Annotated in this window: 11 protein-coding genes; 9 read left to right on the top strand and 2 right to left on the bottom strand. The window is 68.6% G+C overall.

All coding sequences use genetic code 11. From position 1 onward, the window contains the following. Positions 1-89: 89 nt before the first annotated feature. The 6 genes from AB4879_RS06780 (at position 90) to AB4879_RS06805 (ending at position 7,884) form a co-directional block, all read left to right on the top strand. Positions 90-998: a hypothetical protein gene (locus tag AB4879_RS06780; RefSeq protein WP_370506979.1), complete on the top strand. Its 909-nt coding sequence runs from the start codon at positions 90-92 to the stop codon at positions 996-998. Then, positions 995-2,425 carry a hypothetical protein gene (locus AB4879_RS06785; RefSeq protein ID WP_370506980.1) on the top strand — a complete coding sequence of 477 codons (1,431 nt, stop codon included), beginning with the start codon at positions 995-997 and terminating at the stop codon, positions 2,423-2,425. Before AB4879_RS06780 ends, AB4879_RS06785 begins: the two co-directional genes overlap by 4 nt. A gap of 154 nt (positions 2,426-2,579) precedes the next feature. Then, the gene (locus AB4879_RS06790; RefSeq protein WP_370506981.1) at positions 2,580-4,406 is read left to right on the top strand and encodes a phosphoenolpyruvate carboxykinase (GTP); all 1,827 of its coding nucleotides are present in this window, start codon (positions 2,580-2,582) and stop codon (positions 4,404-4,406) included. A gap of 48 nt (positions 4,407-4,454) precedes the next feature. Further along, positions 4,455-5,360, top strand: coding sequence for a DUF4436 domain-containing protein (locus AB4879_RS06795; protein ID WP_081845105.1), 906 nt, complete (start codon positions 4,455-4,457; stop codon positions 5,358-5,360). Positions 5,361-5,412: 52 nt separating this feature from the next. Next, a complete protein-coding gene (gene fadD4, locus AB4879_RS06800) occupies positions 5,413-6,945 on the top strand; it encodes a fatty-acid--CoA ligase FadD4 (RefSeq protein WP_370506982.1) in 1,533 nt (510 codons plus the stop codon). Next, on the top strand, positions 6,946-7,884 hold the full coding sequence (locus AB4879_RS06805) for an enoyl-CoA hydratase/isomerase family protein (RefSeq protein ID WP_370506983.1): 939 nt from the start codon (positions 6,946-6,948) through the stop codon (positions 7,882-7,884). Here the strand turns inward: AB4879_RS06805 and AB4879_RS06810 are convergent. Continuing rightward, the gene (locus AB4879_RS06810) at positions 7,881-8,636 is read right to left on the bottom strand and encodes a GntR family transcriptional regulator (protein WP_370506984.1); all 756 of its coding nucleotides are present in this window, start codon (positions 8,634-8,636) and stop codon (positions 7,881-7,883) included. The genes AB4879_RS06805 and AB4879_RS06810 overlap by 4 nt on opposite strands. 6 nt (positions 8,637-8,642) lie before the next feature. Beyond that, complete coding sequence (locus AB4879_RS06815; protein WP_370506985.1) at positions 8,643-9,800, bottom strand: acyl-CoA dehydrogenase family protein; 1,158 nt, start codon at positions 9,798-9,800, stop codon at positions 8,643-8,645. Between the two features lie 76 nt (positions 9,801-9,876). On the opposite strand from AB4879_RS06815, the gene AB4879_RS06820 reads away from it, so the two are divergent. The 3 genes from AB4879_RS06820 to AB4879_RS06830 all read left to right on the top strand — a co-directional run bounded on the left by AB4879_RS06820 (position 9,877) and on the right by AB4879_RS06830 (position 13,469). After that, positions 9,877-10,890: a MaoC family dehydratase gene (locus AB4879_RS06820; protein WP_370506986.1), complete on the top strand. Its 1,014-nt coding sequence runs from the start codon at positions 9,877-9,879 to the stop codon at positions 10,888-10,890. Between the two features lie 117 nt (positions 10,891-11,007). Beyond that, complete coding sequence (locus AB4879_RS06825) at positions 11,008-12,186, top strand: CoA transferase (RefSeq protein ID WP_370506987.1); 1,179 nt, start codon at positions 11,008-11,010, stop codon at positions 12,184-12,186. Further along, positions 12,180-13,469 carry an amidohydrolase family protein gene (locus AB4879_RS06830; protein WP_370506988.1) on the top strand — a complete coding sequence of 430 codons (1,290 nt, stop codon included), beginning with the start codon at positions 12,180-12,182 and terminating at the stop codon, positions 13,467-13,469. The genes AB4879_RS06825 and AB4879_RS06830 overlap by 7 nt, the downstream gene beginning before the upstream one ends. The last annotated feature ends 214 nt before the right edge of the window (positions 13,470-13,683 follow it).

Here is a 13,683-nt window from a genome sequence, read left to right on the forward strand (position 1 = left end):
AGAGGTGTACCCGCTCCGTGGTGCATATTGATACCCAACAGTTGCCTTCTCCTGGTAGTGGCTCGCGCCACACGCCCGCTGATGCCAGCATGTCCGATGTGGTGGGGCTGCCGGTGCGGGTCAGGGTGGTCGGCAGGCCCGGGTGCGGCCGGCGCACGGTGACCCGCGTGCTGCATGGGGCCGGTGTGGCGGTGCTGGCGCCGACCGAGGCTGCCGACCTGGACGTTCACGTGTTCGCCGAGACGCTGAAGCCCGAAGATCGGCGCGCGCTGACCACCTCGCCGCGGCCCGTCATCGCGGTCCTCAACAAAGCGGACCTGACCGGATTCGGCGGTCGCGGGCCGGTCGCGGCGGCCGCCGAGCGCTGCCGGCTGCTCGGCGATCGCGTGGGTGTGCCGGTCTATCCCCTGGCGGGACTGGCCGCGGCCGCCGCGGTGGACGACCGGATCCTGGACGACGAACTGCTCGGCGCGCTGCGGACGTTGACGGCCGACCCGGCCGACCTGGGTTCCACTGACCGGTTCGCGGCCGGTGAGCATCGGCTGCCCACTGCGGTGCGGCAGCGACTGCTCGTCGACCTCGATCTGTTCGGTATCGCGCACGCGGTGCTGGCGCTGCGCAACGGCGCGGATCGAGCCGGAGTGATCGCGGCGCTGCGCCAGGCGAGCGCGCTGGACGGACTGCTCGCCGGGCTCGCGGCGGCCGCGGCACCGGTGCGCTACCGCCGGTTGATCGAGGAGTTCGCCGATTCGGCGGCCGACGAGGTCGTCGCCGCCAGGATGGCCGCGGCGATCGAGGTGGTGCAGGCCACGGGGATGACCGTCGATGCCGGCGTCAGCGCCCACGCCCACCTGCGGCGCGCTGTTGTCTGGCAGCGGTATTCACGCGGGCCGGTGTCGCGGCTGCACAGCCGCTGCGGTGCCGACATCGCCCGCGGCTCGCTGCGGCTGTGGGAACGCGCGGGCGGCGTGCCGGAACCGGTGGAGCTGACGCCGTGACCGACGTCGAGTCCCTGGTGGCGCAGATCGATGCGGCCCTGCCGATGCCCTCGATCGTGCGGCGCGACGTGGTGCTGGTGGCCGGTCCGTGGCTGAGCGGGACCAGCAGTGTGGTCACCGCTCTGCGGGAGCGGTTGCCCGAACACACCGTGGTCGAAGCCGACGAGCTGGCTGCCGGCCAGGCGCCCGCCGCGGTGGTGTTCGTGGTCTCGGCCACCGCGCCGCTCACCGAGTCGGACTGTGCGCTGCTGGACGCCATAGCTGCCGACACCGCTGCGGTCATCGGGGTGGTGGCCAAGATCGACGTCCATCGCACCTGGCGTGATGTGCTCGATGCCGACCGTGCGCTGCTGGCGCAGCGGGCGCCCCGTTACCGCGACATGCCGTGGGTCGGCACGGCCGCCGCGCCCGATTTGGGCGCACCCGTCATCGACGAGCTCGTCACCGCGCTGCGCGAGACGCTCACCGACGAGACCCGAGATCGACGAAATCGCTTGCAAGCCTTGAAGAATCGGCTGTTGACGGTGCATCGGCGGCTGGAGCTCGACGTCGCAGGGGCCGGCCGGGAGGCACGGCTGGCCGCCCTGCGCACCGAGCGCACCGCGGCGTTGCACCGGTACCGGGTGGACAAGTCGCAGCGGTCCATCGCGCTGCGCGCCCAGGTTCAGCACGCCCGCGTTGCGCTGACCTATTTCGCCCGCAACCGGTGCGCCTCGGTGCGAACGGAGTTACAAGAAGACCTGGCAGGCGTGAGCCGGCGCGGCCTCGCCCATTTCCCCGACGAGGTGCGGCGCCGGGCGGCCGAGGTGGCCGACGACGTCGCCGCCGGCGTCGCCCGGCAGCTGGCCGACGTCGGCGAGGAGCTGGGTCTGGCGGTCGAGCCGGTGGACTCCCGTCCCGCGGTCGCGGTGGGCACCGCGCCGTCGCGGGCCCGCGGCGCGGAGACCCGATTGATGCTGCTGCTGGGCGGCGGCTTCGGTGTCGGGGTGGCGTTGACCCTGAGCCGGGTGTTCGCCGGCCTGGCGCCGCAGTGGGCGGTCGGCGGCACACTCGGCGGCGCCGTCATCGGGGTCGCCCTGACCGTGTGGGTGGTCGGGGTCCGCGGCCTCTTGCATGACCGGGCGGTCCTCGACCGGTGGGTGGTGGAGGTCGTCGGCAGGCAGCGCACCGCGCTGGAGGCATGGGTGGCCACCCGAGTGGTGGCGGCCGAGGCGTCACTGGGCCGTGCGGCCGCCGAACGTGACGCCGCAGACCGCGCCCGAACCGGCGACACCATTGCCCGCATCGACCGCGAGATCCGCGAACATACGACCGCCGGCGCCCGCGCGGTCGCGGCCCGCGCCCGGCATGTCCCAGTGATTGAGAGTGCGATGGCTGCGGTCCGCGATGAACTCGACGCGCTGAATACAGCCAAACAGGCCAATTAGTGGGCTTCTGAATCGTTCCTGTGAGTGATCGGACATAATCCCGATTAACCGCGGGTATCTCACCCGCGTTAACCTATTTTTCAGGGAGGACCGTGTCTCGGCGCGGAATCCGGCCTGCGTCCTGGCCATAAAAATAAGCAGGAGATTGACAGCGATGACTTCAGCGACCATCCCCGGTCTGGATAACGCACCGACCAAGCATCAGGGCCTGCTCGCTTGGGTCCAGGAAGTCGCCGAACTCACGCAGCCCGACCGGGTGGTCTTCGCAGACGGCTCCGAAGAGGAGTACACGCGGTTGTGCGACGAGCTCGTCGCCGCCGGAACCTTCACCAAGCTGAGCGACTCCGAGGAGCCGAGCTCCTATCTCGCGCGTTCGGCGCCGTCGGACGTGGCCCGCGTCGAGTCACGCACGTTCATCTGCTCGGAGCGGGAGATCGACGCCGGCCCCACGAACAACTGGATGGACCCGGCCGAGATGCGCGGCCTCATGACCGACCTGTACCGCGGCTCGATGCGCGGCCGCACCATGTATGTGGTGCCGTTCTGCATGGGCCCGCTCGGTGCCGATGACCCCAAGCTCGGCGTCGAGATCACCGACTCCGAATATGTGGTCGTCTCGATGCGGACGATGACGCGGATGGGCAAGGCCGCGCTGGAGAAGATCGGCGACGACGGATTTTTCGTCAAGGCGCTGCACTCACTCGGTGCGCCGCTCGCGCCGGGCGAAGAGGACGTGCCGTGGCCGTGCAACGACACCAAATACATCACCCACTTCCCGGAGACCCGCGAGATCTGGAGCTTCGGTTCGGGTTACGGCGGCAACGCGCTGCTGGGCAAGAAGTGCTACTCGCTGCGCATCGCCTCGGCCATGGCACACGACGAGGGCTGGCTGGCCGAGCACATGCTGATCCTCAAACTGATCTCCCCGGAGAACAAGGCGTACTTCGTCGCCGCCGCGTTCCCGTCGGCGTGTGGCAAGACCAATCTCGCGATGCTGCAGCCGACCATCCCGGGCTGGCGCGCCGAGACCGTCGGTGACGACATCGCCTGGATGCGGTTCGGCAAGGACGGCCGGCTGTACGCCACCAACCCGGAGTTCGGCTTCTTCGGGGTCGCGCCGGGTACCAACTGGAGCTCGAACCCGAACGCGATGAAGACCGTCGCGGCAGGCAACACCGTCTTCACCAACGTCGCGCTCACCGATGACGGCGGCGTGTGGTGGGAGGGCCTTGAAGGCGACCCGCAGCACCTGATCGACTGGAAGGGCAACGATTGGACGCCGGCCTCGGATGAGAAGGCTGCGCACCCGAACTCGCGCTACTGCACCCCGATGTCGCAGTGCCCGACGCTGGCCCCCGAGTGGGACGACCCGCAGGGCGTGCCGATCTCGGCCATCCTGTTCGGCGGCCGTCGTAAGACCACGGTGCCGCTGGTGACGCAGGCCCGCGATTGGCAGCACGGCGTGTTCATCGGCGCGACGCTCGGCTCCGAGCAGACCGCCGCCGCCGAGGGCAAGGTCGGCACCGTCCGTCGTGACCCGATGGCCATGCTGCCGTTCCTCGGCTACAACGTCGGCGACTACTTCGCGCACTGGATCAACCTCGGCAAGAACGCCGACGAGTCGAAGATGCCGAAGATCTTCTTCGTCAACTGGTTCCGCCGCGGCGACGACGGGCGCTTCCTGTGGCCGGGCTTCGGCGAGAACAGCCGGGTGATGAAGTGGATCATCGAGCGGGTCGAGGGCAAGGCCAACGGCTCCACCACGCCGATCGGCATCGTGCCGAGCGCGGGCGACCTGGACCTCGAGGGCCTGGACGCCGATCCGGCCGACGTCAACGAGGCACTGGCGGTCAACGTCCAGGAATGGCGCGACGAGCTCCCGCAGATCGAGGAGTGGTTCGAGTTCGTCGGGGAGAAGCTGCCGACCGGGGTCAAGGACGAGTTCGAGGCGCTCAAGCAGCGCCTTGCCGAAGCCGACTAACTTCCGTTACGGCCAGCTCGGCCCCTGACCCCAGCTAATATCCGTTCGGTGGGGGTCCCGTCGGCGGATGCGCCGGCGCCGGCGCGGAATGCGCCAGCGCCCGCCCAGTCGTGGTGGCGCCGGATCGCCACCGTCGGCGTCATTCTCGCCATCTATATCGGGTCGGTGGCGGGCTACTTCTGGATCGACAGCTCGGCGCACTCGCTGAAGCCCACCAATCTGGACACCGCCAACGAGACCGTTGTCCTGTTGGAGCTCACGGCCATTCATCCACTCGACAATCGGGTGGATGTCGAGGTTCTGGTGATACCGCAGAAGGGCTTCTTGGATCCCGAGTTCGGCAACCTCACCACCGACATGGTGGTGCGGCTGTGTCCGTGCATCGAGTTCGGGGAGCTGACCTTCCCCAAGGGTCAGGTCCCCAAAGTCGCCAAGACATCGCTATTGGCCACCGGCGACGCCGACAGGTGGCCGTTCGACAGGTACACCACCGACACCATCGGCGCCGACGTGTATGTCGGGTCGGGCGACCAGCGGCGTTATGTGCCTGCCCGGGTGGAAGTGAGCGGATCGCTGTACGGCTGGGATGTTCGCAGCGATCGGACGGGGCCCGCCACCCACTCCGGCGGCGCCGACGACAACGCGACCGTCACGTTCTCCCGATCGCGCGGCCCGCTGGCCCTGATCTTCGGGATCTGCCTGGTGCTGCTGATGCTGCCGGCGCTGGCGCTGTACGCCGCGATCGAAATGCTGCTGGGCAAGAAGAAATTCCAGCCGCCGTTCTCGACGTGGTTCGCCGCGATGCTCTTCGCGGTGGTCCCGATCCGCAACGTTCTGCCCGGCGATCCGCCGCCGGGGTCCTGGATCGACGAGGCACTGGTCTTCTGGGTGTTGGTGGCGTTGGTCGCGGCGCTGGTCATCTACCTGGTGTCCTGGGCTCGGCACAGCGACTGACTAGCGGCACCTAGTTGACGCCTGTCAATTCGGGCTGTCGTACAGTGCTCCCATGCAGATCCGCGAGCATGCGCAGGCCACTCCCGACAAGCCGGCAGTCATCCTGTATCCGTCCGGGAAAACCGTCACGTTCGGCGAGATGGAAGCCCGGGCCAACCAGCTGGCACACCTGTTCCGGCAGGCCGGGCTGCGTGAGGGCGACTCCGTCGCGATCCTCATCGAGAACAACGAACACTTCCACACCGTGTTGTGGGCGGCGCGGCGTTCCGGGCTCTACTACGTGCCGATCAACACGCACCTGACGGCGGCCGAAGCCGCGTACATCATCGACAACAGCGAGGCCAAGGCCGTCGTCGGCTCGGCCGGGCTGACGGACACCCTCGCCGGGCTCGCCGCGGAGCTGCCGGCGATGCCGCCGCTGCTCATCATCACCGACGGTGAGCTCGACGGCTGGCGCAGCTACCCGGAATGCGTTGCAGACCAGCCGGTTACGCCGATCGACGACGAGATCGAAGGCGACCTGCTGCAGTACTCGTCGGGAACGACGGGGCGCCCCAAGGGAATCAAGCGCGAGCTTCCGCACCTGCCGCCCACCGAGGTGCCCGGCATGATGGCCGGACTCATCGGATTCTGGATGAACCCCGATGCGGTCTACATCAGCCCCGCCCCGCTGTATCACACCGCTCCCTCGGTGTGGTCGATGCAGACGCTGGCGGCGGGTATCACCACCGTGGTGCTGGAGAAGTTCGACGCGCAGGGCTGCCTGGACGCGATTGCGCGCCACAAGGTCACCCACGGCCAGTTCGTCCCGGTGATGTTCACCCGGATGCTGAAACTGCCTGAAGATGTCCGTAATTCGTACGACATCTCGAGTCTGCAGCGGGTCATGCACGCGGCGGCACCCTGCCCGGTCGAGATCAAGAAGCAGATGATCGATTGGTGGGGCCCGATCGTCGACGAGTACTACGCCTCGTCCGAGGCCATCGGGTCGACGTTGATCTTCGCCGAGGACTGGCTCACCCACCCGGGGTCGGTCGGCAAGCCGATGATGGGCGGACTGCACATCCTCGACGAGGACGGCAACGAGCTGCCGCCCGGCCAGGCGGGGGAGATCTATTTCGAAGGCGGCATGGACTTCGAGTACCTCAACGACGCCGAGAAGACCGCCAAGTCGCGCGACAGCCACGGCTGGAAGACGGTCGGCGACATCGGTTATCTGGACGAGGAGGGTTACCTCTACCTCACCGATCGCCGACACCACATGATCATCTCGGGCGGGGTGAACATCTATCCGCAGGAAGCCGAGAACATGCTCGTCACGCACCCGAAGGTGATGGACGCCGCGGTGTTCGGCGTGCCCGACGAGGAGATGGGCCAAAGCGTCAAGGGCGTGGTCCAGCTGGTCGACTCCGCGGACGCGACGGAGGAATTCGCCGCCGAGCTGCTGGCGTGGTTGCGTGATCGGCTCTCGCACTACAAGTGTCCGCGGTCGATCTCGTTCGAGTCCGAGCTGCCCCGCACCGACACCGGCAAGCTGTACAAGCAGGAACTGATCGTCAAGTACTCGCCCGCGCCGACCGGCTAGATGCGTCTCGTCGACCTGTCCGACCCGCCGCCGATCGGGGTCACCGGTCCGCCGGGCGTCGTCGTTGCGGTCGGCGAGCCGTCGACGCCCGAGGGTGAATTCTGGCTTGACACAGCCACCTTCGCCTTGGCCGAGAAGGAGCAGGAAGACCGCCGCTACGTCGCGGTGGAGTCGGTGAGCGACACCGTGGCCCTGCTTCGGGACCGTTGCCGGCACTGGCCGCACGCCAGCGCTGTCTGCGACGACGTGTTGCGGTCGGTCGACGTGACCGGCCCGGCGCTCCCCGGCATCATCACCGAGTCGCTGGCGTACTCGACGCTGCAGTCCGGGCCGGAGTTCGCCCGTTGGCTTGACTCGCGGGGTCCGGCGTCGCTGCCTGACATCGCCGACCCGGTGCTCGCCGAGCGTGACGGCGGTACGCTGCGTATCCGATTCAACCGGCCGCAGCGGCACAACGCGTTCAGCACCGACGCCCGGGCGCTGTTGCTGGAGGCGCTGACCGTCGCGCTACTCGATGACACCGTCACCGAGATGGTGCTCAGCGGCAACGGCGCATCTTTCTGCAGCGGTGGGGATCTCGGCGAATTCGGCACCTTCGCCGACCCGGCTTCGGCGCATCTGGCACGGACCCGGCACAGCCCGGCCTTGGCGCTCGACGAGCTGAGCCGGCGCCTCGGCCGGGCCTGCCGGGCCGACATCCACGGTCGCGTTCTCGGCAGCGGACTGGAGATGGCGTCGTTCTGCGGCTGGGTGAGCTGCCATCCCGACGCGGTGCTGGGGCTGCCGGAGCTGACGCTGGGCCTGATTCCCGGCGCCGGTGGAACCGTGAGCATCACCCGGCGAATCGGGCGTTGGCGCACAGCCTATTTGGTGCTGTCCGGCCGGACCGTCGATCCGGCTACCGCGCTGGCGTGGGGTCTGGTCGACGAGGTCGCCTAGCCGGAGCGGCGTAGCGTGACTCGGTAGGTGTACTGCTCGGGCAGGAAGTGGCTGACCGACAGCTCCACCGGGGTGCCGGTGGTGTCGGAGTAAAGCCGGTCCACCCGCAGCATCGGATGGTCTCGCTCGCAGCCGAGCGCCTCGGCGACCAGCTCGTCGGCGGGTGCAACCGTGATCGACTGGGCCGCTTCGGCTATCGGCTGATCCAGGTGCGGTTCCAGGACACCGATCACGGTGTCGGTGCCGACCGCGCCGTCGGCCAGCTCCGGGGAGTCGAACACCAGCCGGGCGATGTGCTCCGGTAAGTGCACCGTGGTCACCACGAACGGAATCTCATCATGGACACGCCGGAACACCACGGTATAGACCACGTCGTGCTCCAGGCGCAGCCGGCTGGCCGCCGTCACGTCGACGCGGCGCGAAAGTCCCTGCAGCACTTCCATACTGGTGTCCTCGGACAGGCTCATCAGGTCCTCGATCGAACCGAGCTGCCGTAGATATCCCCGGGTCGCTGCGCTCCTGCCCGCCGGAAGATATCCCCGGTTGGCGTACGTGCCGCGGCCGGGCACCCGGTACACCACACCTTCGGCCACCAGATCCTGAAATGCGCGGCGGACCGTCTGCCGGGACAGCCCATGCTCGGCGACCAGCTCCGACTCCGTCGGCATCCGCACGCCGTCAGGATAGGCCCCGGCCGCGATCTCGTCGCGAAGCCGTTGCCGCAGAACCTGATACGCGGGTTCGGGTTTCATGGCCGGTCAGATGCCTCCGCGCGCGACGAGCTGACCCGCGATCACGTTGCGCTGGATCTCATTGGTGCCCTCACCGACGATCATCAGCGGCGCGTCACGGAAGTACCGTTCGACGTCGTATTCGGTCGAGTAGCCGTAGCCGCCGTGGATACGCACCGCGTTCAGCGCGATCTCCATCGCCACCTCGGAGGCGAACAACTTCGCCATCCCGGCCTCCATGTCGCACCGCTCCCCACTGTCGTACCGTTCGGCGGCGTAGCGGGTGAGCTGACGGGCGGCAGTCAGCTTGGTGGCCATGTCAGCCAGGTAGTTGCCGACTGACTGGTGCTTCCAGATGGGTTGTCCGAAGCTCTCCCGGTCCTGGGCGTAGGCCAGCGCGTCCTCCAAGGCCGCGGTAGCCACGCCGAGGGCACGCGAGGCGACCTGAATACGGCCGGTCTCAAGGCCTTTCATCATCTGGCCGAAACCGCGTCCGGGCGCACCACCCAGGATCGACGTGGCCGGCACCCGGCAGTCGTCGAAGGCCAGCTCGCAGGACTCCACGCCCTTGTAGCCGAGCTTCGGTAGGTCACGAGAGATCGTCAGCCCGGCGGTGGGCGACTCGACGAGCACCACCGAGATGCCCTTGTGGCGCGGCGTGGCCTGCGGATCGGTCTTGCACAACAGTGCGATCAGACCCGACCGGCGGGCGTTGGAGATCCACGTCTTGGCTCCGTTGATCACCAGGTCGTCGCCGTCGGCGCGGGCGACGCACGCCATGTTCTGCAGATCCGAACCGCCGCCCGGCTCGGTCAGCGCCATCGTCGCGCGCACCTCACCCGTGGCCATCCTCGGCAGGTAGGTCTGCTTCTGCTCCTCGGTGCCGAAGATCTCCAGCAGCTTGGCCACCACGGTGTGCCCGCCCATCGCGCCGGCCAGGCTCATCCAGCCGCGGGCGAGTCCCTGGGTGACCTCGACGTAGCAGGGCATCGACACCGGGTTGCCGCCGTACTGTTCGCTGATCGCGAGGCCGTAGATCCCGATCTGCTTCATCTGCTCGATCCATGCCTCGGGGTAAGTGTTGGCGTGCTCGACCTCGCGAACCGAAGGCTTGACGTCGCGGTCGATGAACGCCCGCACCGTCTCCACCAGCATGGTCTCTTCGTCGTTGAGTGCAGTGCTCACGTGGGCCGCTCCAAGAAGTCGTGAAATGTACGGCCATATTGACATGCAGGGCGAGGAAGCACCAGGATGAGCGACTGTGACTTTGTACGGCCATATTGGTGGAGGCGAGTCAGGCGGACCGTATTTCGATGATCTGGTGGTCGGCCAGGTCTTCGACTGGGCACCGTCGATGACGCTGACCTCGGGTGCCGCCGCCAGCCATCAGGCCATCGTCGGCGATCGGTTGCGGTTGTCCCTGGACGCCGGGCTGGCGTATGCCGTGGTGGGTAGCACCGCTGAGCTGGCCCATCCGGGGCTGGTGTGTGACGTCGCGATCGGCCAGAGCACGCTGGCCACCCAGCGGGTCAAGGCCAACCTGTTCTACCGGGGGCTGACGTTCTACCGCTATCCGGTCATCGGCGACACCATCTTCACGCGGACCGAGGTGGTCGGGCTGCGGCAGAACAGCGCCAAGCCCGGACGGGCGGCGACGGGACTGGCGGCGCTGCGGATGACCACCATCGACCAGGTCGGCCGGCTGGTCCTGGATTTCTACCGGTGCGCGATGCTGCCGATGAGCCCGAACGCCCTGGACACCGGGCACGCCGACGACCTGTCGGTGATCGGCGCCGAGTTGCCCGCGCCGCCGCAGCCGACAGCCGACTGGAACGCGGTGGCGTTCCGCGAGCGGGTTCCCGGCCCGCACTTCTACCCTGACATGGCCGGTTCGGTTCTGCGCAGCACCGGCGACGTGGTGAGCTCCGCGCCGGAGCTGGCCCGGCTGACCCTGAACATCGCTGCCACCCATCATGATTCGCGGGTGGGTGGCCGGCGCCTGGTGTACGGCGGGCACACCATCGGGCTGGCGTTGGCCCAGGCCGGTCAGCTGCTGCCGAATCTCGCGACGGTGCTGGGGTGGGCGTCGTGCGACCACACCGGTCCGGTGCACGAGGGCGACACGCTGTACAGCGACCTGCACATCGAGGCGGCCGATCCGCTGCCCGGCGACCGGGGCGGGGTGCTCACCCTGCGTTCGGTGGTCTATGCCGTCGCCGACGAGGGCGACGACCGGCAGGTGTTGGACTGGCGGTTCACCGCCCTGCATTTCTGATCCGAGAGACAAAACCCGAACGCAGTCCCGGCCGTCACCTATCTCGATACCGAGATCGATCCGGCTGTTGTCGCAGGATCTCTGCGGGGGCCGTCCGGCGCGCGCGACAATGGTCGGGTGAGCGACGCCGGCGCCGACTGGGCCAACAGTGGCCTGGCCTGGTTGACCGGCCGGTCTGACGGTCCGCCGGACCACTCCCGGGCGGCAATGCTGACCCGGGCCGACGCCGTCGCCGCCGAGCTGACTCATCTCCTGGGCATCCCGGTCGATGTCGCCACCATCCTCACCGGACGGGCCGCTCTGCTCGGCCTGCATCGCAACGGCCGCGTCTCGGCCGGCGGGGCCACCCACCTCATGCCGACCCGGGACGGCTGGTGGGCCCTGACCCTGTCGCGCGCCGACGACATCGAGGCCGTCCCCGCTCTCGTTGAAGCCGACTCGGTGCCCGACCTGTGGTCCGCGGTCCAGGAGTGGGCCGCCTGTCGTCGCGGCGACGAGGTTCTCGACCGGGCCACGTTGTTGGACCTGCCCGCCGCCCGCCTCGGCGAGACGACGCCGGCGGCGCCGGTGGTGCGAACTTCGGGGCCGCGCACCGGACCCCGCACGGCACAAGGCCTATTGGTCGCCGACCTGTCGTCGATGTGGGCTGGCCCGCTGTGTGGTCGGCTCCTCGCGACGGCGGGGGCCACCGTCGTCAAGGTGGAGAGCCCGAGCCGCCCCGACGGCACCCGCTCCGGGAACGCGGCCTTTTTTGATTGGATGAATCACGGAAAGCTGTCCTACGCAGTTGATTTCGACGGCGGGAGCCTGCGCGCACTGCTGGCGGCCGCGGACGTCGTGATCGAAGGCTCACGGCCCGGTGTGCTGCAGCGGCGGGGCCTGAGCTCCGAGTCGCTGCCCGGCCCGGCCGGCCGGGTCTGGCTTCGTATCACCGGTCATGGGTCGCAGTCGCAGCGTCCCGCCTTCGGTGACGACGCTGCTGTCGCGGGGGGACTGGTCGGCACCAGCTCGAACGACCCGGTGTTCTGCGCCGACGCCATCGCCGACCCGCTGACCGGTCTGGAAGCCGCACTGGCCGTTGCCCGTTCGCTGCGCCGTGGTGGCGGTGAGACCCTCGACGTGGCGATGGCCGCCGTCGCGGCCACATACGCGGCCTTGCCCACCGGGCCGTCGCTGTCACCGATCCAGGTGCGGCAGCCTCATGCTCCGCCGCCCAGCCCGCCGGCATCGGCGCTGGGCGCAGACAACGCCGCGGTGGAAGCACTTGTCCAGCAGCGGAACTCGGTGCCATGCTGATCCAGCGAGCCCACCTGTTGGACGGGCGAATAGTCGACATCAGGGTAGCCGCCGCCATCGACGAGATCGCCGACTCGTTGACCCCCCGCCGCGGTGAGGACACCTTCGACGCCGCGGGCGGCACCGTTGTCCCGGGCCTGCACGATCACCACGTACACCTGCGGGCCGCGGCTGCGGCGCTGGACTCCGTGCAGGTCGGCCCGGCGCTGGTCCATAGCCGTGCGGAATTCGCCGCCGTGCTCGCCGCCGCGCCGGTCGGCGAGGACGGCTGGATCCGGGCCGTCGGCTACCACGAGTCGGCCGCGGGCCCACTGGACCGCAGTCTGCTCGACGAGCTCACTCCTGCTGTGCCGGTACGCATTCAACATCGCAGTGGCGTGCTGTGGTACCTCAATTCCGCGGGCCTTTCCGCGGTGGGTTTGCCCGATCATCCCGACGGCAGGCTGCGCAGCTACGACAACTGGTCGGATGCGGTTGCGCGCCGCGACACATCGCTGGCCACGGTCAGCAGGCGGCTTCTCGGCTATGGCGTCACCGGCGTCACCGATGCCACCCCAAACCTCGGCGCCGACGACATCATCACCCTGACCGAGGAACACCGGCACGGCGGGTTGCGTCAGACCGTGCATTGGCTGGCGCCGGGAAAGCGCATCCTGCATGATGATTCGCTCGATCTCGAGGAACTCGCCGGGTGGATCGCCGCACAGCACCGCGACAACAGAGCTGTCGCCCTGCACTGTGTGACGGCGGCCCAGCTGGTGGTCACACTGGCGGCGCTGCGGGTGGCGGGCACCCACCCCGACGACCGGATCGAGCACGCGGCGGTGGTTCCCGACGACGCTCTCGCCGACCTCGCCGACATCGGTGTGCTGGTGGTGACCCAGCCGAACTTCGTCGCCGAACGTGGTGATCAGTACCTGATCGAGGTCGACGCCGCTGACCAGCCCGCACTGTGGCGACTGGCATCACTGCACCACGCTGGGGTACGGGTGGCCCTGTCGACGGACCAGCCGTTCGGTGATGCCGACCCGTGGGCCTGCATGCGCGCCGCGGTGCACCGCACCACCAAGACCGGGGCGGTGCTGAATGCAGACGAATGCGTCTCGGCCGCAACGGCACTGACGCTGTTCACCGGGCATGCCGAGCGCCCCGACGTGCCCAGGACCGTCGAACCGGGGCAGTCCGGTGACCTGTGCGTGCTGAGCGCAGCGCCCGCCGAGGTGCTCGACGCTCTCGACGCCGAACTCGTGACCGCCACCGTCATCGGCGGCCACCTGCACTAGCCGAACGGTCGGTGTCGGAGTAGTCGTGCGCCGGCGGCGGTCGGCGATCGTGGTGAGGAACCGTTAACACGGAGCGCCGGTCTGGGTAACGCGATCGAAACGGCCGCCGCCTCTAATAGCTGACATGCGTTGTATACAGGACACAACTGGTCGGCTGACCGTTGTCGAGTGGCAGGGTGTAGCCCCCGATCACGCATTCGAGCACCTTGACGGG

Source organism: Mycobacterium sp. SA01, assembly GCF_041287105.1.
GTDB lineage: Bacteria > Actinomycetota > Actinomycetes > Mycobacteriales > Mycobacteriaceae > Mycobacterium.